This window comes from Planctomycetota bacterium (assembly GCA_035574235.1).
Lineage (GTDB): Bacteria > Planctomycetota > MHYJ01 > MHYJ01 > JACPRB01 > DATLZA01.
In genome coordinates this window covers 1-22,986 of the sequence record DATLZA010000175.1, presented here as the reverse complement: position 1 = coordinate 22,986, position 22,986 = coordinate 1, and the positions used below count along the sequence as shown (strand labels likewise).

At 69.1% G+C, this 22,986-nt stretch carries 23 protein-coding genes; 1 reads left to right on the top strand and 22 read right to left on the bottom strand.

Translation table 11 applies throughout. The features are described 5' to 3' along the window. Positions 1-14 precede the first annotated feature (14 nt). The 3 genes from VNO22_16310 to nifA form a co-directional block, all read right to left on the bottom strand. Entirely contained in the window at positions 15-206 is a 192-nt protein-coding gene (locus VNO22_16310) for a hypothetical protein (protein HXG62935.1), read from the bottom strand. 159 nt (positions 207-365) lie between these two features. Then, positions 366-1,469 carry a hypothetical protein gene (locus VNO22_16305; protein ID HXG62934.1) on the bottom strand — a complete coding sequence of 368 codons (1,104 nt, stop codon included), beginning with the start codon at positions 1,467-1,469 and terminating at the stop codon, positions 366-368. 50 nt (positions 1,470-1,519) lie between these two features. Continuing rightward, complete coding sequence (nifA, locus tag VNO22_16300; protein ID HXG62933.1) at positions 1,520-3,085, bottom strand: nif-specific transcriptional activator NifA; 1,566 nt, start codon at positions 3,083-3,085, stop codon at positions 1,520-1,522. Between the two features lie 238 nt (positions 3,086-3,323). Here nifA and VNO22_16295 point away from each other — a divergent pair, with 238 nt between their 5' ends. Continuing rightward, complete coding sequence (locus VNO22_16295) at positions 3,324-3,713, top strand: TraR/DksA C4-type zinc finger protein (protein HXG62932.1); 390 nt, start codon at positions 3,324-3,326, stop codon at positions 3,711-3,713. A 12-nt stretch (positions 3,714-3,725) separates the two neighbouring features. Here the strand turns inward: VNO22_16295 and VNO22_16290 are convergent, their stop codons facing one another. The 19 genes from VNO22_16290 to VNO22_16200 form a co-directional block, all read right to left on the bottom strand. Continuing rightward, a complete protein-coding gene (locus VNO22_16290; GenBank protein ID HXG62931.1) occupies positions 3,726-5,210 on the bottom strand; it encodes a glutamate synthase subunit beta in 1,485 nt (494 codons plus the stop codon). A 28-nt stretch (positions 5,211-5,238) separates the two neighbouring features. Continuing rightward, entirely contained in the window at positions 5,239-9,843 is a 4,605-nt protein-coding gene (gene gltB, locus VNO22_16285; protein ID HXG62930.1) for a glutamate synthase large subunit, read from the bottom strand. 41 nt (positions 9,844-9,884) lie between these two features. Beyond that, on the bottom strand, positions 9,885-10,838 hold the full coding sequence (locus tag VNO22_16280) for a LysR family transcriptional regulator (protein ID HXG62929.1): 954 nt from the start codon (positions 10,836-10,838) through the stop codon (positions 9,885-9,887). Positions 10,839-11,012: 174 nt separating this feature from the next. Next, complete coding sequence (locus tag VNO22_16275) at positions 11,013-11,738, bottom strand: DNA alkylation repair protein (protein ID HXG62928.1); 726 nt, start codon at positions 11,736-11,738, stop codon at positions 11,013-11,015. Positions 11,739-11,806: 68 nt separating this feature from the next. Then, positions 11,807-12,505: a hypothetical protein gene (locus VNO22_16270; GenBank protein HXG62927.1), complete on the bottom strand. Its 699-nt coding sequence runs from the start codon at positions 12,503-12,505 to the stop codon at positions 11,807-11,809. A gap of 49 nt (positions 12,506-12,554) precedes the next feature. Beyond that, positions 12,555-13,202 (bottom strand): hypothetical protein, encoded by a 648-nt coding sequence (locus tag VNO22_16265; protein ID HXG62926.1) that lies wholly within the window; start codon positions 13,200-13,202, stop codon positions 12,555-12,557. A gap of 74 nt (positions 13,203-13,276) precedes the next feature. Then, complete coding sequence (locus VNO22_16260) at positions 13,277-13,936, bottom strand: DUF1326 domain-containing protein (GenBank protein ID HXG62925.1); 660 nt, start codon at positions 13,934-13,936, stop codon at positions 13,277-13,279. 86 nt (positions 13,937-14,022) lie between these two features. Next, positions 14,023-14,268 carry a hypothetical protein gene (locus VNO22_16255; protein ID HXG62924.1) on the bottom strand — a complete coding sequence of 82 codons (246 nt, stop codon included), beginning with the start codon at positions 14,266-14,268 and terminating at the stop codon, positions 14,023-14,025. Positions 14,269-14,279: 11 nt separating this feature from the next. Then, complete coding sequence (locus VNO22_16250; GenBank protein ID HXG62923.1) at positions 14,280-15,260, bottom strand: FAD binding domain-containing protein; 981 nt, start codon at positions 15,258-15,260, stop codon at positions 14,280-14,282. 11 nt (positions 15,261-15,271) lie between these two features. Further along, positions 15,272-17,368 (bottom strand): xanthine dehydrogenase family protein molybdopterin-binding subunit, encoded by a 2,097-nt coding sequence (locus VNO22_16245; GenBank protein HXG62922.1) that lies wholly within the window; start codon positions 17,366-17,368, stop codon positions 15,272-15,274. Positions 17,369-17,374: 6 nt separating this feature from the next. Beyond that, the gene (locus tag VNO22_16240; protein HXG62921.1) at positions 17,375-18,022 is read right to left on the bottom strand and encodes a (2Fe-2S)-binding protein; all 648 of its coding nucleotides are present in this window, start codon (positions 18,020-18,022) and stop codon (positions 17,375-17,377) included. Between the two features lie 73 nt (positions 18,023-18,095). Beyond that, positions 18,096-18,629, bottom strand: a complete 534-nt coding sequence (locus VNO22_16235) for a hypothetical protein (GenBank protein ID HXG62920.1) — start codon at positions 18,627-18,629, stop codon at positions 18,096-18,098. Beyond that, positions 18,580-19,410: an XdhC/CoxI family protein gene (locus VNO22_16230; protein HXG62919.1), complete on the bottom strand. Its 831-nt coding sequence runs from the start codon at positions 19,408-19,410 to the stop codon at positions 18,580-18,582. The genes VNO22_16235 and VNO22_16230 overlap by 50 nt, the downstream gene beginning before the upstream one ends. After that, a complete protein-coding gene (locus VNO22_16225; GenBank protein HXG62918.1) occupies positions 19,407-20,036 on the bottom strand; it encodes a nucleotidyltransferase family protein in 630 nt (209 codons plus the stop codon). Before VNO22_16225 ends, VNO22_16230 begins: the two co-directional genes overlap by 4 nt. 60 nt (positions 20,037-20,096) lie before the next feature. Then, on the bottom strand, positions 20,097-20,471 hold the full coding sequence (locus tag VNO22_16220; protein HXG62917.1) for a DoxX family protein: 375 nt from the start codon (positions 20,469-20,471) through the stop codon (positions 20,097-20,099). Positions 20,472-20,523: 52 nt separating this feature from the next. Next, entirely contained in the window at positions 20,524-21,492 is a 969-nt protein-coding gene (gene nadA, locus VNO22_16215) for a quinolinate synthase NadA (protein HXG62916.1), read from the bottom strand. A gap of 87 nt (positions 21,493-21,579) precedes the next feature. Next, entirely contained in the window at positions 21,580-21,915 is a 336-nt protein-coding gene (locus VNO22_16210) for a 6-carboxytetrahydropterin synthase (GenBank protein ID HXG62915.1), read from the bottom strand. Next, positions 21,884-22,471, bottom strand: a complete 588-nt coding sequence (locus VNO22_16205) for a 7-cyano-7-deazaguanine synthase (protein HXG62914.1) — start codon at positions 22,469-22,471, stop codon at positions 21,884-21,886. The genes VNO22_16210 and VNO22_16205 overlap by 32 nt, the downstream gene beginning before the upstream one ends. Beyond that, on the bottom strand, positions 22,468-22,986 hold a 519-nt coding region (locus VNO22_16200), incomplete at its 5' end, for an SDR family oxidoreductase (protein HXG62913.1). The genes VNO22_16200 and VNO22_16205, both read right to left, overlap by 4 nt.

Below are 22,986 nucleotides of genomic sequence, written 5' to 3'. Positions count from 1 at the left end.
AAACCCCTTCTGCGCTACTTGGCGCCGTCGGGCTTCACGTCTCCGATCTTTCGATGTTCGACGATCTCCTGGATCTCCCAGGGCTCGGATCCCCGGCAGACGATCTTGATCGTATGCCGCGCGTCCGGGGCGAGGCCCTGGATCAGGCGCATCAGCTCGCGCTGCCGAGGCGTCAACGGCTTCAACGGCTCCTCCCGAGGTTCCATGGGACCGACCCTGGATCTTAAACCGACGAGAGAGAAGCAACCTTCATGCCAGCCGGCGCCCCCGGAGCGCGGCCCCGTCGGGATACCGTTTGGTAGGATCCCGCCCGAAAAGATACGGCGCGGTAAAGCGAACGGACCGGAAAGCGGAAGCCCGGGGAATCAGGGAGCCCACGGGCGGAGGCGGTACGAGCGCCACGAGCGCAGCGCAAGACGCTCCGCCCCCGCTTCGTCGTAGAGGCCCGTGTCCCGCCAGACGAGCGCCTCCTCCGAGCGTCCGAGGACGCCGTTCCAGAGGGCGTCGTAATCGCGGATGCAGAACCAGATGACGAACCGCGCGCGGCGCCGGTCCGCCGCCGAGAGCATCTTGGCGAGAAAGGCATCCTGCTTCTCCGGCGATCCGTACCACGTCGTTCCTGCGGCGTTCGACCACACTTGCGCGGGGTAACTGCTCTCCGAGATCGCGATCGGCCGGGCCGTCTCCGCGAAGAGGCGGTCGAAGGAGTCGTCCGGAAACGTGTCGGCCAGGAACGCGCTCATGAAGGGATGGACCGAAAAGGCCACGAAGTCGAGCCAGGGCGTCAGGTCGGCCAGCCCCGCCCGCTGGGCGGCCAGGTCGTCGGCCGGCGACGCTTCCGGGAAAAACGGGACGCTGAAGAAGGACACGGCCACCGGAAGTTCGGGAAAGAGCGCCTTGAGGCCCGAATAGACATGGCGGTGAAGATCGACGTAGGCCGGCCAGAGCGAGGGATTGTTCCGGATGAGCAGATTGACCTCGACGCCGATGAGCAGACAGTCGGGCTCGAAAAACTCCACCATCTGGCGCGCGTAGGTCAGGAAGGCGCTCTTGACCTGGGGGCTGTCGAGGGCGTATCCGTCCCAGGGCGAAGGGAGCGGCTCGTTGGGCGTGGCGCCGCGGAAGGCGGCCAGACCCGTCCGGGAGACGTTCAAGGGGTTGATCTGAATGAGCGTCTTCTTCCCCGGCACGCGCCGGTTCCGGCGGTCCTCGAGCTCCGCGAGGAACGAACCGGAGAAGCCGCGCCCGTCCGCCATGTCCGGCCACGGTACCCCTTCCTCCAGATGGTGCGAAACGATGTCTCCTTCGGCGTGGATGCGCGCGTAGACCCAGTCCTTGGCCTCGAGGGTCGCATCGTACGGCCAGGGACTGAAGCCCATGAGAAAGGGACGGGCGCGAGCGCCGTCGCCGCCGTCGTTTCGGCATCCGAGCGCGGCGGCCAGGAGCAGCGCCGGGATCCTCCGGATCATCGTTCCGGGTATACAGCGCGGGAGGGAAAGACGGTTTCAGGACGTCCGCGCTACCAGTCGGCGCGGAAGCGCTTCGGGTCGATGCCGTGCTTGCGGACGCGCAGCCCCATGAGACGCTCGGTGATGCCGAGGGCCTTGGCGGCCTTGGCCATGTTCCCGCGGGTGCTCTTGAGCGCCTCGATGATCATCTCCCGCTCGACGTTGTCGAGGGCGGCCTGCAGCGGCCCCACGGTGACGGTGCCGCTGGCTTCGGCGGTCTGGAGGGTGGGCGGAAGGTGATACCCGTGGATCACCTCGTCGTCCGAGACGAGGACGGCGCGTTCGATGCAGTTTTCGAGCTCGCGGACGTTGCCCGGCCAGTGATAGCTCATGAGCATGTCGATGGCCGGCGTGGAGATGCGCTTGACGCTCTTGTGGTGAAGCTTGGCGTACTTCTCCACGAAGTAGTCGGCCAGAAGCAGGATGTCCGCCTTGCGCTCGCGCAGGGGCGGCAGGTGGATGGAAAAGACGTTGAGGCGGTAGTACAGGTCCTGGCGGAACCGGCCCTCGGCGATCATGGCCTCCAGGTCGCGGTTGGTCGCGGCGATGACGCGCACGTCCACCTTGATCGAGGCGGAGCCGCCGACGCGCTCGAACTCGCGCTCCTGCAGAACGCGCAGGAGCTTGACCTGGGTGGCGGGCGAGAAGTCGCCGACCTCGTCGAGGAAAATGGTCCCCCCGTGGGCGAGCTCGAAACGGCCCTGGCGGGTGGCCAGGGCACCCGTGAAGGCGCCTTTCTCGTGGCCGAAGAGCTCGCTTTCGACGAGCGTTTCCGGCAGCGCCGCGCAGTTGACGCGGATGAAAGGACGGGACGCGCGGGCGCTGTTGTAGTGGATGGCGTGGGCCACGAGCTCCTTGCCCGTGCCGCTCTCGCCGCGGATGAGGACGGTGGTGCTGGAGCGGCAGACCTGGGCGATCTGATCGTAGACGTCCTGCATCTGCTTGGAGTTGCCGATGATGTTGGACGGCCGGAACCGGTCCCGAAGCTCGTCCTGAAGCCGCCGGTTCTCCTCCAGGAGCTTGCGGCGCTCCTCCTGCGCGGACTGCCGCAGCCGGACCGCCTGGGCGATCATGGAGGCGATGATGCTGAGGATCCGGACGTCCTCCTCCAGCTCCACGTCCCTCGGGGTGACGTGATCGGCCGAAAGCGCCCCGATCACCTCGGTGCCGATCTTGATCGGGACGCAGATGAAGGCGATGTCCTTCTTGCGCAGCCCGTCGCGGGCGCCCGTGCGGTTGAGAAAGAGCGGCTCCTGCGAGACCCGCGGGACGACCATGGGACGGCCGCTCTGGATGACTTTGCCGGTGACCCCCTCGCCCAGCCGGTAGCGGCCCCGCTCCTTCTGGCTTTCCGAAAGCCCATGGGCCACGTCGATGAAGATTTCCCCCGTCTGCCGGTCCAGAAGCGTCAGCGTCCCGCGCACCATCCCCGTGTGCTGCGAGAGGGCCTCCAGAGCCGGCCCCACCACGTCCCTGAGATCCATGCTCCGGTCGAGAATCTGGCTGATCTCGAAAAGGAGCCGGAGCTCCTTCAGATCCCGCCGGTTGACCGTGCCCAGCTCGCCGCCCGCCGCCATGATCCCACCTCGTGGAAGGGATCCTCGAAGGATCCTACCGTTACGTACCGAAGGAGGCCACACCCTACATTTCGGTACCCTGCCATGTCAAGCCCTCAATCTGCCCGTTTTACAGCCTCATCGAAGGTTCCATGCAGCCTTCATTCTTACGCTTTTACATTCAACGTGTTATGCACATCTTCTCATCACACCCGTGGCGCGAAACTTGCTTTAGCGCCTTTCCGGGAGGTGATGGGAAATGGCGGTTCTGTCGGTTTCGCCTCGCGAAGTTCTGGCGCCCGAGGAGCTTGAACGCTTCGAAGCGCTTCTTCGAGAACGCCGAACGGAGCTCCTGGAACGGCTGGGGCGCCTGGAGCGGGAGTCGACGTCGGAGACGGGGGAGATCTCCACGCTGCCCAACCACCTGGCGGACCTCGGAACGGATCAGTTCGAGCAGACTCTGGCCCTGGAGCTTCGCTCCGAGGAAGCCCGGGAGCTGCGGGAGATCGACGAGGCTCTGGCGAGACTTCGGGAGGGCACCTACGGCCGGTGCGAAGACTGCGGGCGCCCCATCGCCCGGGAGCGACTGGAGGCGATTCCCTACGCCCGCCAGTGCCGGAACTGCCGCCTGAAGGAGGAAGAACGCTAGCCCCCGAACAACTCAGGGCAGCGCGGTCCGTCCCATGAGGTAGCGGTCCACCTCGCGGGCGCACTGGCGGCCTTCGGCGATCGCCCAGACGACGAGCGACTGTCCCCGCCGCGCGTCCCCTGCGGCGAAGACCTTCGGGACGCTCGTGGCGAACGAGCCGAACTCCGCCTTGGCGTTGGAGCGCTCGTCCGTGGCGACCCCGAGCTGCTTGAGCAGGAACTCCTCCGGGCCCAGGAACCCGAGCGCCAGAAGCACGAGCTGCGCGGGCCAGACCTTCTCGGTCCCCGGAATCTCGACCATCGCGGGACGGCCGTTGTGGCCCTTCTCCCATCGGACCTGCACCGTGTGGACCTCGCGGACGCGCCCCTCCGCGTCGCCCACGAAGCGCTTGGTCGTGATCGCGTACACCCGCGGGTCGCCGCCGAAGCGCGCCGCCGCCTCCTCCTGGCCGTAGTCGAGCTTGTACACCCGCGGCCACTGGGGCCACGGATTGTCCGGCGCCCGCTCCAGAGGCGGCCGCGGAAGGATCTCGAACTGGACGAGCGACCGGCAGCCGTGGCGCATCGCGGTCCCCACGCAGTCGGTCCCCGTGTCGCCGCCGCCGATCACGATCACGTCCTTGTCCCGGGCGGAGATGTAATTCCCGTCCCGATGGCCGCTGTCGAGGAGGCTCTTGGTGTTCTTCAGGAGAAACTCCATCGCGAAGTGGATCCCCCGGAGGGAGCGCCCCTCGACGGGCAGATCCCGCGGCTTGGTCGCCCCGATCGCCAGCACCACGGCGTCGAACTCCCGCAGAAGACGGTCCGCGGGGTAGTTCTTCCCCACCTCGACGCCGGTCTTAAAGATCACCCCCTCCTCCTCCAGGAGGCGGACCCGCCGCTCGACGATCCCCTTCTCGAGCTTCATGTTGGGGATGCCGTACATGAGAAGGCCCCCGATGCGGTCGTCCCGCTCGAAGACGGTCACGAGGTGCCCCGCCCGGTTGAGCTGGGCGGCGCAGGCGAGCCCCGCCGGCCCCGAGCCCACCACGGCCACCTTCTTCCCCGTCCGGCGCTCGGGCGGCTCCGGCCGGATCCAGCCCATCTCGAAGCCCTTGTCCACGATCGCGCACTCGATCGTCTTGATCGTGACGGGGCTGTCGTTGATCCCCAGGACGCACGAGCCCTCGCAGGGCGCCGGACACACCCGACCCGTGAACTCGGGGAAATTGTTCGTCTTATGAAGCCGGTCGAGCGCCTCCCGCCAGCGATCGCGGTAGACCAGGTCGTTCCACTCCGGGATCAGATTGTGAATCGGACACCCGGAGGCCATGCCCCCCAGGAGCGTGCCCGTGTGGCAGAAGGGGACGCCGCAGTCCATGCAGCGCGCGCCCTGCCGGCGGAGCTTTTCCTCCTCCACGTGGATGTGGAACTCCTTCCAGTCGCCCACGCGCTCGGCGGGAGGCCGGTACGGCGGGGCCTCCCGCGGGAACTCCATAAAGCCGGTCGGTTTGCCCATGGATCGCCTTTCGTTCGCGATGCGGAACCTACATCCCTCCCACGCGGGCCGCCTTGTCGGAGGCGTTCAGCTCGAACGCCGCCATCTCCGCCTCTTCCTCCGGCAGGCCCAGGGCGCGGACCTTCCGCTCCGCCTCGAGCGCCCGCTTGAAGTCGTGCGGCAGCACCTTGACGAAGCGCGGCCACATTTCCTCCCAGAGCGCCAGCACCCTCCAGGCCTTCTGGCTCTGGGTATACTGCGCGTGCCGCAGGATCAGGGAGCGGACCTTCTCGATCTCCTCGGGATCGTCGAGCGGGTAGAGCCCCACCATCGCCTTGTTGCACCGCGAGGGGAAGCTGCCGTCCTCGTCCAGGACGTACGCGTATCCGCCCGACATGCCGGCGGCGAAGTTGCGCCCCGTGGGCCCGAGCACGATCACCCGGCCGCCCGTCATGTACTCGCAGCCGTGATCCCCCACGCCCTCGACGACCGCGGAGACGCCGCTGTTGCGCACGCAGAACCGCTCCCCCGCGATCCCCCGGATGTACGCCTCGCCGTCCGTGGCCCCGTAGAAGGCCACGTTCCCCACGATGACGTTCTCCTCGGGAAGGAAGGTCGCCTCCTTCGGCGGATAGACGATGATCTTGCCGCCCGAGAGGCCCTTGCCGAGATAGTCGTTGGCGTCCCCTTCGAGAACAAGCGTGATCCCCTTCGGCACGAAAGCCCCGAAGCTCTGCCCCGCCGAACCCTGGAAGTGGAGCCAGATCGTGTCCGTCGGCAGCCCCTTGGCCCCGTACCGGCGCGTCACTTCGCTGCCCAGAATCGTGCCCACCGTGCGGTTCACGTTCCGGATCGGAAGCGTCGCGGCCACCGACTCGCCCCGCTCCAGGGCCGGCCGGCACAAGGGCAGGAGCTTCTCCTTGTCGAGCGTCCGCTCCAGCCCGTGGTCCTGCGCCTGGGTGCAGTGAAGCGGCGTCCCCTCCGGCACCGGCGGGCGATAAAGAATCTCCGCATAATCCAGCCCCTTCGCCTTCCAGTGGTCCACCGCCCGGCGCATCTCGATCCGGTCGGAGCGGCCGACCATCTCGTCGAGCCGCCGGAACCCGAGCCGCGCCATGTACTCCCGGACCTCCTGGGCGATGAAGCGCATGAAGTTCACCACGTGCGCCGGGTCGCCCGTGAACTTCTTCCGGAGCGCGGGATCCTGCGTGGCCACCCCCACCGGACACGTGTTGAGGTGGCACACCCGCATCATGATGCATCCGAGCACGACGAGCGGCGCCGTGGCGAACCCGAACTCCTCCGCCCCCAGAAGCGCCGCGATCACGACGTCCCGGCCGGTCTTGAGCTGCCCGTCCGCCTCCACGCGGATGCGGCTGCGGAGGTTGTTCAGAACGAGCACCTGCTGGGTCTCCGCCAGCCCCAGCTCCCAGGGAACCCCGGCGTGCTTGATCGAGGTCAGGGGCGAGGCGCCCGTCCCGCCGTCGTGGCCGCTGATGAGGACGACGTCCGCCTTGGCCTTCGCGACGCCGGCGGCGATCGTTCCCACCCCCACCTCCGCCACGAGCTTGACGCTCACCCGGGCGCGGTCGTTGGAGCACTTGAGGTCGTAGATGAGCTCCGCCAGATCCTCGATCGAATAGATGTCGTGATGGGGCGGCGGCGAGATGAGCCCCACCCCCGGCGTGGCGTGCCGCACCTTCGCGATCCAGGGATAGACCTTGTGCCCCGGAAGCTGGCCGCCCTCGCCGGGCTTGGCCCCCTGGGCGATCTTGATCTGAAGCTCCTGGGCGTTGACCAGGTAGAGGCTCGTCACGCCGAAGCGGCCCGAGGCCACCTGCTTGATCGCGCTGTTGCGGGAATCGCCGTTCGGGTCGGGCACGTAGCGCGCGGGATCTTCGCCGCCTTCCCCGGTGTTGGACTTCCCGCCGATCCGGTTCATGGCGATCGCCAGCGCCTCGTGCGCCTCCTTCGAAATCGACCCGTAGGACATGGCCCCCGTCTTGAAGCGCTTGACGATTTCTTCGACGGGTTCGACCTCCTCGAGCGGCACGGGCTTCTCGGCGTACTTGAGTTCCATGAGCCCCCGGAGCGTGCACATCCGGCGCGACTGATCGTCCACCAGGCGCGTGTACTCCTTGAAGACCTGATAGTTGCCCGTGCGGCAGGCGTACTGGAGCCGGTGGATCGTCTCGGGGTTGAAAAGATGGTATTCCCCGTCCCGGCGGTACTGATACTGGCCGCCGGGGTCGAGGACGCGGCCGTCGATCCGGCGGTCCGGGAAAGCCCGCTCGTGGCGCAGGCGGACCTCCTCGGCGATCACGTCGAGGCCCACGCCGCCCACGCGCGAGGCGGTCCAGGTGAAGTATCGGTCGATGACGTCGCGCCCCAGGCCGATCGCCTCGAAGATCTGCGCGCCGCGGTAGCTCTGGATGGTCGAGATCCCCATCTTGGAGATCACCTTGACCACTCCCTTGACGGCGGCCTTGACGTAGTTCTTGACCGCGTGCTCCTCGTCGAGATCGCCGAGCGCCCCGCGGCGGCAAAGCTCCACCACCGTGTCGAGCGCCAGGTAGGGGTTGATCGCCCCCGCTCCGTACCCGAGCAGCATCGCGAAGTGATGAACCTCGCGCGGCTCCCCGGATTCGACGACGAGGGCCGCGCGCGTGCGGGTCCCTTCCCGGATCAGGTGGTGGTGGACGCCCGCCACGGCCAGAAGCGCCGGGATCGGCGCCCGGTCCTTTCGGACGCCCCGGTCGGAAAGGACCAGGAGATCCGCCCCCTCCGCGATCGCCCGGGACGCCTGCCGGCAAAGCTCGTCCATCGCCCGCTCGAGGCCCGCTCCGCCCTCGGCGACCGGATAGAGGATCGACAGCGTCCGCGCCTTGAAGCCGCGGAATCCGTCGAGCGCCTTCAGGCGCGCGAGCTCCTCGTTGGTGAGCACGGGATTCTTGAGCTTGATATGGCGGCAGGACTCCGGCCGGGGATCCAGGAGATTCCCCTCCCGCCCGATCGTGGTTCCGGTCGCCATGATGATTTCCTCGCGGATGGCGTCCACGGGCGGGTTGGTGACCTGGGCGAAAAGCTGCTTGAAATAGTTGTAGAGCAGCTGCGGCCGGTCGGAGAGGACCGCCAGGGGCGTGTCCGTACCCATCGAGCCCACCGGCTCCACGCCGTCCTGGGCCATGGGCGCCACGAGGATCTTCACGTCCTCGGTCGTGTAGCCGAACGCGTGCTGCTGGACGAGGAGGGCGTCCGGCTCGGGCGCGGGGGCCGCGGGAGCCGCCGGGAGCTTCTCCAGCTCGACGAGGTTCTCGTTCAGCCACACGCGGTAGGGCCGCTCGGAGGCGATCTGGTGCTTGATCTCCGCGTCGCCCACGATGCGGTGAAGATCGAGGTCCGCCAGGAACATGCGTCCCGGCTGAAGGCGGCCTTTGACGCGGACGCGCTCCGGAGGAATGTCGAGGACGCCCGTTTCGCTGGCCAGAACGACGAGATCGTCCTTGGTGATCGTGTAGCGGGCGGGGCGCAGCCCGTTGCGGTCCAGGACGGCCCCGATGCGGCGGCCGTCGGTGAAGGCGATGAGCGCCGGGCCGTCCCACGGCTCCATGAGGCATCCGTGGTACTCGTAGAAGGCCTTCTTCTCGTCGCTCATCGACTCGTGGTTGGCCCACGGCTCGGGGATCATCATCATGGCGGCGTGGGGGAGCGAGCGCCCCGTGAGGGTCAGCATCTCGAGCACGTTGTCGAAGATGGCCGAGTCGCTCCCCTCGGCGTCGATGATGGGCAGAAGTTTCGCCAGGTCCCGGCCGAAGAGGGGGCTTTCGAAGAGCTTCTCGCGGGCGTGCATCCAGTTGATGTTGCCGCGAAGGGTGTTGATCTCCCCGTTGTGGCAGAGGTAGCGGTACGGATGCGCGCGCGCCCAGTTGGGGAAGGTGTTGGTCGAGAAGCGCGAGTGGACCATGGCGAGCGCGGATTCGACGTCGGCCTCCCGGAGGTCCGGGTAGTAGGAGGCCAGCTGCGTGGCCTTGAGCATTCCCTTGTAGACGATGGTCTTGAAGGAGAGGCTGGGGACGTAGAAGAACCGGCGGCCCGGCAGATCCGAGGCGCGCACGGCGTTTTCGACGCGGCGGCGGATGACGTAGAGCTTGCGTTCGAAGGCGAGGTCGTCGGCCAGATCGTCGGAACGCCCGATGAAGATCTGGCGGACGAGCGGCTCGGCGGCGCGGGCGGTGGGGCCGAGGTCCCGGTTGTCGGTGGGGACGTCGCGCCATCCGAGGAGGCGCTGGCCCTCCTCGGCGACGACGCGCTCGAAGATCTTCTCGCAGCCTTCGCGGGAGGCGGGATCGCGGGGAAGGAAGACCATGCCCGCGCCGTAGCCTCCGGGTTTGGGCAGGCGCAGGCCGAGGCGGTCCGCCTGGCGGGCGAGGAACGCGTGGGGCGTCTGAAGGAGAATGCCCGCGCCGTCGCCGGTGTTGGTTTCGCAGCCGCAGGCGCCGCGGTGGTCGAGATGGACGAGGACCTCGAGCGCCTGGCGGACGATTTCGTGGGACGGGCGGGAGAGAAGATCGGCCACGAAGCCGACGCCGCAGGCGTCATGTTCGAAGCGCGGGTCGTACAGGCCCTGCGCCTTCGGTTCGCCGTGATTCGTCATGGGACCCACTCCCTACTTGGAAACCTTTCCGGAAGACCGCCCTAGCACGCCCTCGAGGCCCCTCCGGCGAGGGCCGCGGGCGGGGCCGCGGCGCCGGGAGGCGCGGCGGCCGGCTCGTCGGGCCGGCGGAGCAGCTCGATGAAGCGGCGGGCGTTGACCGAGGGCCGGGGGTTGCGCCGGTGGATGATGCCCAGGGGGCGCACGAAGCGCGCGCCCTCCAGCGGCACGGCGGCGAGCGTCCCGGCCTGGATTTCACGCTGGAGGGCCGGCAGCGGCAGAAGCGCCACGCCGGCGGAGACCTCCACGGCATCCTTGATGTTTTCGATGTTGTCGAACTCGAGGACCACGTCCACGGCCGCGCCGTGTTCGCGGAGGAAACGGTCCACTTCCTTCCGGATCGCCAGTCCCCGGTCGAAACCCACGTACTTCTGGCCCGCCAGGTCCCCGGGGCGCACGGACGCGCGCCCCGCCAGCGGATGGGCGGGCGCGCAGGCCAGGACCATCTCCTCCTCGCGCCACGGAAGCGCCGTCAGCTTGCGGGAACGGCGGGGAAAGGAAACCAGCCCGAAATCGGCCGTTCCTTCGAGGACGGCTTCGTAGACCCGGTCGGGATGGAGGTAGTCGATTTCGATGAGGACCCCGGGGTGCCGCGCGGTGAACCGCTCGACGTACTGGTTCATGTCGCGCAGGCCCACCGAGTAAATCGCGGCTACACGGATGCGGGAGGCCAACCGGTCGCTCAGGGTCCGCACCCGGGCTTCGACCTCGAGGTATTCCTCGACGAGGCGCTTGCAGCCGTCGTAGTAGGCCCTGCCTTCCGCAGTCAGAACGAGCGGCCGCCGCGAGCGGTCCACAAGCCGCACGCCCAGCCGTTTCTCCAGCTGAAGGACGATCTGGCTGGCGGCGGACTGGGAAATGCCGTTGGCCTGAGCGGCCTCGGAGAAGCTCCGGTACCGCGCCACGTCACAGTACACCTTGAGCGACTCAAACTGCATTCGCGACAGAATACTATTTATTCATCTAATGTCAAGAACAAACGAGATTAACTTTTCTAATGCGCTGACACGAAAGCCGGAAGCTAGCCGGAAGGAACTCGAGTCCAAGGGGATAGATGTGACTTACGGACCGAACCTATAGGGGGCCTTGGGAGGGCATGTCAGCACCCCCGTTTATTTGTCCGTAGGGTCCGCCCCGGCCGCGCGCAGGATCTCGGGGCGCGCCTTGGCGCGCCAGCGCTCGAGGAACTCTCCCGTCGCTCTCGCGTCCACCGCCTGCGCCTCCTGAAGGAGCGCTCCCACCCCCTCCTGTACCACGGGGGACGGGTCCCGCATCAGGGCTTCGCAGATCTCCAGCCCCGCCTCCACGTCCCCCATGTGCCGCACCCGCAGGAACACCGCCCCCGCCGCCGCGCGCCGCTCCCAGGGGTTGCGCGACCGCGCCCAATGCTTGAGCACCCGGCACCAGCTCCGGTCCCGCTTGACGAGCGGCCCGAGAAGCCCCGTGGCGATCGCGTCGCAGTGCTCGGCGGTCCGCGCCTGCCCGATCCAGCGCTTGAACTCCCCCCAGTGCCGCGCCTCCAGCCGCCGCGACAGGACCGCCAGCATGTGGATCGCCGCCGAACGCTCCTCGTGCCAGGGACTCCGCCAGAGCGCGCGCGCCACCCCGAAAAGCGCCGAAAGCCCCGCGTCCCGCCGGTGCCGGCGCGCGACCTGGCGGGCCACCTCCCGCACCGCCGGGGGAACCACCCCGATCACCCGGTGCGGCGTCTTCCCGCCCGCCCGCAGAAGCCGCGCCGCGCGCGCATCCGCCCGCTCCCGCAGCCGGCGGCGCACCTCCTCCACCTCCCGCCGCGTCGCACCCGCCAATCCCACCCCCGGTCCGAAGTCCGCCTTCAATATTGCATTATAGCGGACGGACCCGCCGATCGGACCGGAAATGAAGGAAAAGAAAACCTCACACGGGCTCAGAACCCGCCCGCCAGGCGACGCAGCGTCCCCGTCACGTCCCGGAGCGGACCCCACCAGACGCCGTCCCGCACCGGTTCCAGAAGCTCCGAGGGCCGGATTAGCCACCGCGCCTCGATCTCGCGCCGGAGCCCCTCCGCCCGCGCCCGAAGCTCCCCCGCCCCCGCTGCCTCCGCCACCACCCCGAGCGCCCGGTGCGCCGCCTGCGCCTGAAGAATCGCGTCGGCCTCCTCGAAGGCGTCCCCCGCCGGACGCGCCGCCCGCTCCAGCTTCCCGGGCACGAGAAAAAGCGCGTGCCGCACCCGCGCCCGCTCCTCCCCCCCGAGCGCCTCTCCTCGCTCCCGCAGGAACGCCGCCCCCTCCCGCACGAGCGCCTCCGCCCGCCCGAGCAGCGGATCGGCCGCCGGACCGGCGGCCTCCGGCCGCTCCTCCGTTCGCCGCGCCGGAATCTCCTGCCCCGCCCCCAGCGCCCGCGCGCGCTCCTCCACCGAACGCGCCGCCGCCTCCGCCCGCCTCACGATCCGGCGAGCCGCTTCCTCCGGCGCCGGCTCCTCCTCGCCGTCGATCACCCGATGAAGATAGTCGTCCATCTCGACCTGATAGAGAAGACACCGGGTCTTGTCGATCGCGCACCGCGCGCACACCCGGTCGCAGTAGCTGTACGGCGGAATGTAAACGATCGGCCGGCGATAGAGCATCCTTAAGGAAGAGAATCGGCAACGCCCCGCCGGCCCCTTGAGGCGCCCGCTATTCGGCCGCCTTGCCCACGAAGACGAGCCCCAGCCTCACCGCCTCCCCTCCCCCCGCGGCCGGAATCCGGACCTCGAAGAACCACCACCCCTTCTCCTCATCTCGACCCAGCCGCGCCGCCCCCTCCCCCCCTTCGCGAGGCGCCAGGTAAAGAACCGCCGGATGCTTCTTGCGCGACACCTTGGTCGAAAGACGCACCGCCTCCTCCGCCTTCAGCCGCGCCGCGGATCCGTCTTCCCCGGCCGGCAAAAGCAGCGCGAAGTCCCGGCTCTCCGCCGTCCCCTGATGGTCCCCGTCCTCCGGCTGCGTCATGTAGCGAAGCGTGTACACGCCCGGCGGAATCTTCGTCCCCCGGAAATCCGCCCCCTCCGCGTGATACCGCACCGCCCCCAGAAGCACCCCGTCCTCCAGCTTCGGATAGCGCACCCCCAGAAGATCCCGCGCCGGACCCAGCGGCACCTCCTTCCGGAGCCAGAGATCCACGAACGGCTTGCCCCCCTGGGCCGCCCGGAAGCCCGAAGCCGCCAGTTCCCCCCGCACCCCCGCGGCGAGTTCCCCCGGCGCCGCCTCCCCCAGCGGCTCCAGCACATACTCCCCCGGCGCCGCCGTCAGAACGAGAAAGACCCCGACCGTCCGGATCTTCATGAAGGACCCTCTTTTCTCGCGATGAAAGGAGATACGACGCCGCCGCTCCGGAAATCCCCGGAATCCGCGCGCCGCTACCGCTCGAAGCTCCCCACCATGGCGCTGCGCCGGTTCGGATAGCTCCAGCTGCGGTCCTCGATCACCGTGCCCCGATACGCGTGCTCCAGGGCCTTCGCGCAGAGCACCCGCGCGCCGGCGCCGATCGGAGCGTACGCCTGCTGCTCGTTGCCGCAGACGGCGTCGCAATGTCCCAGCGGCCCCGTGCGGACCACCGCCTCGTCGCGGCCGACCGAGAGCGTGGCCTCCGCGCCCTCCACACGGATCGAGATGGGCCGGCGCTCCACCCGCACGATCCGCCCGAGATGCCCCGGCGCCAGCGCCCGCGCCATCGCCTCGAGCGCCCGCGCCTGCTCCGACGTGGCCCCCGCGTCCACATAGAGGCCCGCCCGCGTGCGGCCCTCCACCGTCGTCATGAGCGTCCCCTCCGCCTCGATCACGGCCACCACCGAACGGCCGTCCAGCCGGACGCCGTCCCACACCCCTTCCGTCACCGTCCAGCCCACCACGGCGAGGTTGCCCACGACGTTGAATTCCGAGTTCGAGAAGCACGGGCCCGTCCAGACGTCGCAGCTGCGCGCCTCGACGTAAAGGCCCCGGACCGACGGCGCGCCGTCCGAAGCCGCCGGCGCCGCCGAGGCCAGCCCGAGCGCCAGAATCGCTCCGAGAAACCGCATGGTCGTTCCCTCCGTACCGATCAACGCTTCCATTTTCCGCTCCGCCCGCGCGCGAATCAAGGTCCCGGGCGGAACCCGCGCCGGTCTCACGCCAGGTGTTCCAGCCCCCGGTAGCACTTTCGATCCGGCCGGCTGCACTCCGATCGGCTCACCAGCCGATCGTCCGGCCCCACGCCCGTCTGGGTGCAGTGGCACCAGTAGGAGCGGTTGTCCCATTCGCCGTAGAGGCGCCGTTCCTCCTGCTCGCGCTCGGAGGGCGGCTCCGCCGGCGAGGAGTAATACATCTCCTTGCACCGCAGGTGAAGGCACCACCGGTTCGTCTCGTTCGGCATGTCCGCCCCTCCTACATCCACTTGCCCGTGGCCGCCAGGAGGATCGCCCGCCGCACCGCGGCCCGCGCGATCCCGACCTTGTACGCGTTCTGGGCCAGGGGCGCCGCCCCCGCCACCGCCGCCTCCGCGGCCTGCGCGGCGACCTCGGCCGTCACCTTCTTGCCGGCGAGCGCCGCCTCCGCTCCCGCCGCGCGCCAGGGCACCGGCGCCACCGCCCCCAGGCACACCCGGGCGGCCCGCACCGCGTCGCCCTCCATCTCCAGGCTCACCGACGCCAGCCCCACCGGCCAGTCGTGGGATTCCTTGTGAAGCACCACGTACGTGGCGCTCCGGGGCCGCGCCGGCCCCAGCGCGACGTGCGTCACGATCTCGTCGGCCGCCAAGACGTTTTCCCGGTGCTCTCCCGCCTTGGGAAGTCGGAAGAATTTCTCGATCTCGAGTTCGCGCGCCCCTCCCGGCCCCGCGATCCGCACCCGCGCTCCCAGGGCCACCAGCGCCGGCGCCAGGCTCGAGGCGTGCACCGCGACGCACGGCCCGTCGGTCGCGAAAATGGCGTGATACTCGTTCTCGCCGGCCTTGGCGGGACAGGCCTGCGCCGCGCCCTTCCGCGGACAGGGGAATCCCTCGTGCACGTAGTACCAGCAGGCCGGCGGCGCGCACAGATTCCCGCCGACCGTCGCCACGTTGCGGATCTGCGGCGTGCCCACGGTCTCGGCCGCCTGGACGAGCGCCGGATAGGCCCGCCGAACCTCCGCGCTCTCGAGGAGCGTCGCGAGCGTCACGTTGGCCCCGATCCGCAGGCCCTCGCCCGCCGGCTCGATCCGGGCCAGCCCCGCGATCGCCTTGAGGTTGACCACCCGCTCGGGCTCCAGCACGCGCTCCTTCAGAAGATTCAGCAGACTCGAGCCGCCGGCCAGCGGAACCGCCCCGGCGCCCAGGAGCTTCACGGCCGCCTGCTCGCTCGTGGGGCTGTGATAGGTAAAGGCTTTCATGCTCGGCTCCCTTATTTGGCCGCCAGGGCCTCCAGCACCCGCCGCGGGGTCAGAGGCACGATCCCCGCCCGCACGCCGATCGCGTTGGCCACCGCGTTGGCGATCGCCGCGGCGGTCGGAATGACCGGGGGCTCCCCGATCCCGATCACCCCGCGCTCGGGATAGTCCAGCAGATGCACCTCGATCTCCCCGAGATCGGAGTGACCCGCCACCTTGTACCATTCCATGTCGGGGTTGAGCATCCGGCCCGTGCGCGGATCCATCCGGCGTTCCTCGAACAGACCGTGGCAGACGCCCATGACCACGCCGCCGTAGACCTGGCTCTCGCACAGGAGACGGTTCATCACCATCCCGCAGTCGGCCACCGCCACGATCTTGTTGATCCGCACGACGCCGGTTTCGACGTCCACCGTCACGTCGGCGAACTGGGCGCCGCCGACGCCCTCGCTCGACATCCCCGCGGGGGCCTCGGCGCGGCTTCCGGCGGCGGTCACCGGCTGCTGCCCCAGAAGCGCGCAGGCCTGCTTCCAGGAAAGCCCCTTCTGCGGATTCCCCCGGACGAAGACGCGCTTGCCCTGCGCCTGAAGATCCTTGGGATCCGCGCCGAGCTCCGGAGCGACCTTCTTGAAAAGCTCCTCGAGCGCCTTCTTCGCGCTCATGGCGACCGAAAGGCTCACGCCCCCGCACGTCGTCGAGCCGCCGCTGGCCCCCGACGGAGGATAGTCCGAGGTCCCGATGAGCGGGGTGACGTCCTTCACCTCGAGCCCGAGAATCTCGGCGGCCACGAGGGGAACGAGCGTCGTCGTCCCCGTCCCCAGGTCCTGCGTCCCGCAGCGGACCTCGACGCGGCCGTCGGGATGAAGGGTTGTCGTGGCCTGCGAGTCGTGGGCGCGGCCGCCCCAGGTGGAAAGGGCGCACCCGAGGCCGCGCTTGAGCGGACCGGGGGTCTCGTCCCCGCGCTTGTGCCGGCGGGCCCAGCCGATCCGCTCGGCTCCGAGCTTGAGCTCCCGCTCATAGATCGGCTTGAGGTTGTTGTCCGGCAGGTTCTTGATCCGGAACTCCACGGGGTCGATGCCGAGCTTGTCGGCCAGGTCGTCCATCGCCTGTTCCATGATGACGGACGCCTGAGGGCTCCCCGGGGCGCGCCAGGCGCGCTGGCGGTCGCAGTTCGTGGGAATGGGGAGCGTCCGCACGCGCCGGGTCTGCGGCGCATAGATGTACGGCAGCCGCTGGCCCAGGCCGCCCGAGTAGCCGCCCGTGCCCCAGCAGTCCGCGTCGAAGGCCACCAGCTTCCCCTGGGCGTCCGCCCCGGCCTTGACGCGCGCGAAGAGGGACGGGCGGTTGCCCCCGGCGATCTGTTCCTCCTCGCGTTCGAGCATGAGCTTGACCGGCCGGCGGGTCTTGCGGGAAAGCTGCACCGCGACCTCGCCCTCGACGCCGGCGGCGAACTTGCTGCCGAAGCCGCCGCCCATGAAAGGCGTCTCGCAGACCACCTTGAGGTCGGGCATGTCGCGGAAGCGGCCCTTCAGGTCGCGCCCCACGCCGCTCACGTTCTGCGTGGAGCAGTAGACGACGAATTCCTTTTCGCTCCTCCACTGCGCCACGAGACCGTGGGTCTCCAGGCAAAGGTGGGTGATGACGGGGGATCCGTACGTCCCCTCGATCGCGGCCGCCGCGCCGCGCAGCGCGGCCTCGACGTCTCCCGCCTTCTGCTCCTGGGGAGCCTCGGTCACGTTCTTGCGGCCGTCCTCCTCGGTGACCGCGTGGGGCAGGACCTCGTACTCCACCCGGATCGCCCGCGCCGCGTCGCGCGCCTGCTCCTCGGTTTCGGCGGCCACGGCGGCGATCTCGTCCCCCACGAAGCGGAGCTCCGCGCCCGCGTTCTTGATGACGTGCACGGCCTTGACGCCGGGCATCTTCTCCGCGGCGGAGAGGTCCAGGCTTCGGATCTTGGCGTGCGCGTGGGGGGACCGCAGGATCTTGGCGTGAAGAAGCCCCGGGAAGACGCGGTCGTAGGAGTACTTGGCCTTTCCCGTCACCTTGAGCGCGCCGTCCACGCGGGGGACGGCCGTCCCGATGATCCGGCGTTCCTTGGGCCACTCGGGCATGGCGATCTACCTCCTCCCCTTCATGCGGGCGGCGGCTTTCTCGACCGCCTCGAGGCTGCGCGGCTGCGTACCGCAGCGGCAGATGTTTCCGTCGAGCGCCCGGCGGATCTCCTCGCGCGTGGGCGAGGGATTGCGCTCGAGAAGCGCCACCGAGGACACCACGAAGCCCGGCGTGCAGAAGCCGCACATCAGCCCGTCGCAGGCCAGGAACTCCTCCTGCACCGGGTGGAGCGCCCCCGCCTTCTCGAAGGACTCGACCGTGCGGATCTCGCGTCCCTGGGCGTCCACGGCCAGGATGGAGCAGGCGTACGCCGTGCGGCCGTCGAGGATCACCGTGCAGGCGCCGCAGGAGCCCCGGTCGCACACGCGCTTGGACCCCGTCAGATCCACGGGACGTCCGCCGCCCGCTTCGAAGTGGTCCCGCAGCGCGTCCAGGAGCGTCACGCGCGGCTCCAGCTCCAGCCGGATCTCGCGGCCGTTGACCTTGAGGGTCACCGGCACGGCGCCCGGCCCGAGCCCCTGCGGGGGCGTCCCGCCGGCGGACTCCGACGGCGTCGAGGCGCAACCGGCCGCCACGCCCGCCAGCCCCGCGCTCTGGAGGAAGGCGCGGCGGCTGAATTCCCGGGCGCGGGGCGACTTCGGGTCTTCGTTCATCGTGCAGCTCCTTCGGTCGCCGGGGCGAGCCCGGCGGTCCCTCTACTATACGCCTCGAGCGCGCGACGCGAACCTATTTTCGCGGCTCGACGGGCGTCTCCCGGAACTCGACCGGATCCTGGCAGCACGAACACGCCCCCGGCACGGGTTCGCGGATCCGGCAGACATCGCACCAATAGTAAAGCTCCACGAGCGTCCCGTCCCGCCACCCCTGAATGTGCGCGACTTCGAGGAGCGCGCCCTCGGAAAAAAGCCGCCCCAGGAGGCGAAGATCCCGCCCCTGGAATCGGGGATCCGAAAAAAGCGCCTCGGACGACTTCGTCCGCAGGATCGTCAGGTACCGGGGAGGTCGTCCCGGTCCGTCGTCCACCCGGAACCCGACGAGGTGCGCGTGCAGCGGCGGCAGCTCCAGTCCGTGGCGCTCCTTCATCTCCTCGAGCAGGCAGACCAGGCGCCCCCGGCCTTCGAACGGCGCGGCCGGGGGACGGGCCTCCCCCTCCTGCGCGTCCGCCGGCGCGGCGCCGAACGCGGCGGCCAGCGCCGCCGCGACCAGCGTCCTAGTCCGCCGTCCCGCGGCCGGCGGGCTCCGCCTCTTGGCTGGGCTCATGGCTTCCGGACGGATTCTTCACGGTCTGGATGATCTGCGCCAGGATGCTCACGGCGATCTCCGCCGGGGTCTCCGCGCCGATGGGAAGCCCCACGGGCGCCGCCACGCGCCCGAGCGCCTCCTCCGGAATTCCGCGGGCCCGGAGCCGCCGGAACATCTCCAGGCGCTTGGTCTTGGAGGCGATGGCGCCGATCCACCTCGGAAATTTCTGCACGAGGTGGAAGAGCAGCTCCGTGTCGATCTTGTGGGACCAGCCCACGAGAACCACGTGCGAGTAGGGGGAGAGATCCTCGCGCGCGAAGAACTCCTCCGGGGTCGCCTGAAGGACGCGCCGCGCGTTCGGAAAGCGTTCCCGCGAGGCGTACTCGGCGCGGTCGTCGAGGACCGAATAGAAATACCCGAGCTGATCGCACAGACGCGCGATCTCCAGGCCGCAATGGCCGCCGCCGGCGATGAGCAGGTGCGGAGTCGGAGCCATGTATTCGATCAGGATCCGGACGCTCCCGCCGCACAGGCTGTCGAGCGCTCCTTCCTTATAGTACATGAGATCGAACGAGTGAAGGCCGCCCCGGCGCTCCTCGAGGGCTTTGCGGCAGAGGGCCTTGACCTTCTCCTCGAGGCCCGCGCCTCCGACCGTGCCGTACTGGGTGCCGTCCTCGAGATAGACCATCTTGGCGCCGGGCTTTCCCGGGACGCTTCCGCGGGCCTCGGCCACGGTCGCCACCGCAAAGGCCTTGCCCTCGTCGAGAAGCCGCAGGATCCGTTCCTGGATCGCCCTCATCGATCCTGCCGCCTCCGGCGCTCCCGGTAGGCTTCCAGGCACCGGGCGTAATCCTGGGGGGTGTCCATGTCCATGAGAATATACGCCTGGTCGTAGTCCACGTACGCGATTCTCTGCGGGTGGAAGTTGATGACGGTGCGCGCGGGAGCGTCGTCGGGCAGGGCCAGGAACTCCGGGGCGAGCTCCCGGCGGCAGAGCACGGGATGGCCGCGCTGCATGCCGTAGGAGGGGATGAAGATCGCCTTGCGCGGGTCCTTGCAGCCCAGGAACGCCTCGACGAGCCGACCCACTTCTTCCTGACTCACGAGCGGAAAGTCCACGGGGTGGAAGAGGAAGGCCGCCGCGGCCGGCGCCAGGCAGGAAAGCCCCGCCTTCAGGCTCGAGGTCTGGCCGCGCTCCCAGTCGTCGTTGTAGGCGACCTGCACCGAGCCGAGCGGCACGCGCGCCTGGATCTCCTCCCGCGCGGCGCCCAGGACCACCACCGGCGTGCCCAGCCCGCGCACCGCGTCCAGGGCCAGATCGAGGACCGTGCGGCCGTCGAAATCCAGGAGCGCCTTCGGCCGGCCCATGCGCGTGGAGGCCCCGGCGGCCAGAAGAATCGGGGTGACGTCGCGCGCCTCGGTCACGGCCTCAGCCTACCACGGCGGACGGGCCGGACCAAGCGGGTTTTCCGGATTTCCGTGCCTCTAACCTTCGTCCTTCTTGCGCTTGCTCGAGACGTCCAGGCTCCACTTCCCGCCGCCCAGACCGAACAGCGCGAAGCTCATCGAGAGCAGGGCCAGCCAGAGCTGGCTGTGGAAATGGATGAAGGCGGAGGTCCCGGGGCCGTTGAAGATCTTGTAGGCGGACCAGACGAGCACGGCGGCCGCGGCCCACCTCGTGAGGAAGCCGATCAGGATGAAGAGCCCTCCGAGAAGGGTGACGGCGAGGGCGACGAGCTCCCCGACGCGCTCCGACGGCGGCAGGAGCCGCGCGCCGTACAGAATGAGAACAAGCGCCAGTCCCAGCCGCAGCGACGGCGCCGCGTACTCCTTGAATCCCCCGCCCACACGGTCGAGCATCGTTCCCTCCCGAGGGGCGCGCCTCGCCCCACGCCCTACTATACCACCGGCGTCAATCGGCCGGATCGGGCTTGCGCACGTATCCTCCCGGGTCGCTGATTTCGAGCATCCGCTCGATGGCCCGGCGGGCCTTGCGGGCGATCTCCTCGGGAACCGTGACGCGGTATTCGAGGTCCTCGAGGGACGCCAGGAGCTTCTCGAGCGTGTTGAGCTTCATGAATTCGCAGGAGGCCTCCTCGGCCGCGGGGAAGAAGACCTTCTCGGGATTCTCCTTGCGCAGGCGGTGGAGGATCCCCACTTCGGTCCCCACGATGAACTTCCGCTCCGGCGACTCGCGCACGGTGCGGATGATGCCCTCGGTCGAAACGATCTTGTCCGCCAGGGGCATGCAGGAGGTCAGGCACCCGCACTCGGGGTGCATGATGAATTTCGCGTCGGGATGTTCCTTCTTGAGGTCCTGGATCCTGTCGGTCTTGATCTTGTTGTGGACGTGACAGTAACCCGGCCAGAGGTGCATGCGGCGGCCGGTCCTTTTCATGATGTAGGTGCCCAGGAACTGATCGGGCGCGAAGAGGATCTCCCGGTCGGGCGGGATCGCCTCGACGATCTTGAGCGCGTTCGTGGACGTGCAGATGTAGTCGCTTTCCGCCTTCACCTCGGCGGTGCAGTTGATGTAGGAGACGACCACGGCCCCGGGATGTTCGGCCTTCCAGCGCCGGAGCGATTCCCCCGAGATCATGGCCGCCAGGGAGCATCCGGCCTCCCGGTCGGGAATGACCACGATCTTGTCGGGGTTCATGATCGCGGCCGTCTCGGCCATGAAGTGGACGCCGCAGAAGACGATGACGCGCGCGTCGGTGCGGGCCGCGGCCTGGGTGAGCCCGAGGGAATCCCCCAGGAAGTCCGCCACGTCCTGGATCTCGCCGCGCTGGTAGTTGTGCGCCAGGATGACCGCCCGCCGTTCCTTCTTGAGGCGGAGGATGTCCTCCACGATCTCCCGGCGTTCCGTTTCGGCCGTCATCCGGCGGTTCCTCTTAGTGTCAATCTTACACTAAGTACCTTACCCGGCTCCGCCGGCCGGGTCAAGAGGGATTTTCGACCCGGCGGCCTACCCCTCGCACTCGGCCCACTTGCCGTCGCCCTCCCAGACGCGGACGGACATCTTCTCGTGCGGAACCCGGCTCTTGAGCCGGGCCAGAAGATCGAGCGCGATGTTTTCGCAGGAGGGCATGGGGAGGAGACGATTGAGATCCGTGTGGTCGTAGGTCTTCAGGATCTCGCGGAGCGACCGCTTGAGGACGTCGAAATCGACGACCATCCCGTCCCGGACGGGACCCTCGACGACCACCTCCACGCGATAGGTGTGCCCGTGGGGCACCCCGCACTTGGGGTGGCCCGGCAGGAGATGCATGCTATCGAAATGCTCGAGAACGCCGACTTTCATGGGGATCCTCGCTTCCGGCGACGCGGAAGGATTCTAGCCGATCCCGGCAGGCGCTGCAACGGCGGCACGGCCGGGAGCCGTTCCGGTAGCAGCTCCACGTCGCCTCGAGGGGCACGCCCCACCGCAGGCCCAGAGCCACCACCTGCGCGTCCGTGAAGTGCGCCAGAGGAAGTTCGATCCGGACGCGTCCGGCCAGGCGCTCCAGGCGCCGGAAGAACTCCGGCCGGGCGTCCTCGAAGATCTTCGCATCCGACCGGTTGTGCCCCGCCACAACCGCCTCCATGCCCCGGTCTTCGGCGATGGACAGCGCGATGCCGTGAAACACCAGGTTCCGCGCCGGAATGTATCCCGACGGACGCGGCCGCAGGTACGGCGCCGGAACCGTCAGATGCGGAACGCCCGCGCGGCGCACGATCTCGCCGCAGGCGCGGCGCTCCCCGCGCGGCCGGGCGGGCCCCTCGAAGGACAGCGCCGTGACGCGGTACCGGTCCCGCGCCCACCAAAGCGCCACCGCGGAGTCGATCCCTCCGGAGACCAAGACGAGCGCCTTCCTCACACCCGCGCCTCCCCGCCGTCCAGAACGAGCGTCTGGCCCGTCACCCAGTCGTTTTCCGCCAGGAAGAGCGCCGCCTGCGCCGCCTCCTCCGGCGTCCCGAAGCGTCCCAGAGGGATCGCCCGCCGGTAGGCCGCGCGCCGGGCCGGGGAGAGCCACTCGACCCACGAGGTCGCCAGCGAGCCGAACGCCAGGCAGTTCACCTGGATCCGCGGCGCCAGAAGCACCGCGAGCGACTTCGTCATTCCGACGACGGCCGCCTTCGCGGCGGCGTAGACGAGCCCCTCCCGGTCCCCCACGAGCGCCGGGATGGAAGCGACGTTGATGATCTTCCCCCGCCGCATGAGGCGCGCCGCGGCCCGGCTGCATTTGAACGCTCCGAGAAGATCCGTCCGCAGGACCCTCATCCAGAGATCGTCCGTCATCTTCTCGAGATCATCCGTCCATCCGCGGGGATCGGCCAGCCCCGCATTGTTGACGAGAAGATCGAGACCCCCGAGCGCCCGGGCCGCTTCCGC

Coding starts and splice junctions, on each gene's coding strand:
- VNO22_16310 (HXG62935.1), bottom strand. CDS start 206: ATGGAACCTCGGGAGGAGCCGTTGAAGCCGTTGACGCCTCGGCAGCGC.
- VNO22_16305 (HXG62934.1), bottom strand. CDS start 1,469: ATGATCCGGAGGATCCCGGCGCTGCTCCTGGCCGCCGCGCTCGGATGC.
- nifA (HXG62933.1), bottom strand. CDS start 3,085: ATGGCGGCGGGCGGCGAGCTGGGCACGGTCAACCGGCGGGATCTGAAG.
- VNO22_16295 (HXG62932.1), top strand. CDS start 3,324: ATGGCGGTTCTGTCGGTTTCGCCTCGCGAAGTTCTGGCGCCCGAGGAG.
- VNO22_16290 (HXG62931.1), bottom strand. CDS start 5,210: ATGGGCAAACCGACCGGCTTTATGGAGTTCCCGCGGGAGGCCCCGCCG.
- gltB (HXG62930.1), bottom strand. CDS start 9,843: ATGACGAATCACGGCGAACCGAAGGCGCAGGGCCTGTACGACCCGCGC.
- VNO22_16280 (HXG62929.1), bottom strand. CDS start 10,838: ATGCAGTTTGAGTCGCTCAAGGTGTACTGTGACGTGGCGCGGTACCGG.
- VNO22_16270 (HXG62927.1), bottom strand. CDS start 12,505: ATGCTCTATCGCCGGCCGATCGTTTACATTCCGCCGTACAGCTACTGC.
- VNO22_16265 (HXG62926.1), bottom strand. CDS start 13,202: ATGAAGATCCGGACGGTCGGGGTCTTTCTCGTTCTGACGGCGGCGCCG.
- VNO22_16260 (HXG62925.1), bottom strand. CDS start 13,936: ATGCGGTTTCTCGGAGCGATTCTGGCGCTCGGGCTGGCCTCGGCGGCG.
- VNO22_16255 (HXG62924.1), bottom strand. CDS start 14,268: ATGCCGAACGAGACGAACCGGTGGTGCCTTCACCTGCGGTGCAAGGAG.
- VNO22_16250 (HXG62923.1), bottom strand. CDS start 15,260: ATGAAAGCCTTTACCTATCACAGCCCCACGAGCGAGCAGGCGGCCGTG.
- VNO22_16245 (HXG62922.1), bottom strand. CDS start 17,368: ATGCCCGAGTGGCCCAAGGAACGCCGGATCATCGGGACGGCCGTCCCC.
- VNO22_16240 (HXG62921.1), bottom strand. CDS start 18,022: ATGAACGAAGACCCGAAGTCGCCCCGCGCCCGGGAATTCAGCCGCCGC.
- VNO22_16235 (HXG62920.1), bottom strand. CDS start 18,629: ATGAGCCCAGCCAAGAGGCGGAGCCCGCCGGCCGCGGGACGGCGGACT.
- VNO22_16230 (HXG62919.1), bottom strand. CDS start 19,410: ATGAGGGCGATCCAGGAACGGATCCTGCGGCTTCTCGACGAGGGCAAG.
- VNO22_16220 (HXG62917.1), bottom strand. CDS start 20,471: ATGCTCGACCGTGTGGGCGGGGGATTCAAGGAGTACGCGGCGCCGTCG.
- nadA (HXG62916.1), bottom strand. CDS start 21,492: ATGACGGCCGAAACGGAACGCCGGGAGATCGTGGAGGACATCCTCCGC.
- VNO22_16210 (HXG62915.1), bottom strand. CDS start 21,915: ATGAAAGTCGGCGTTCTCGAGCATTTCGATAGCATGCATCTCCTGCCG.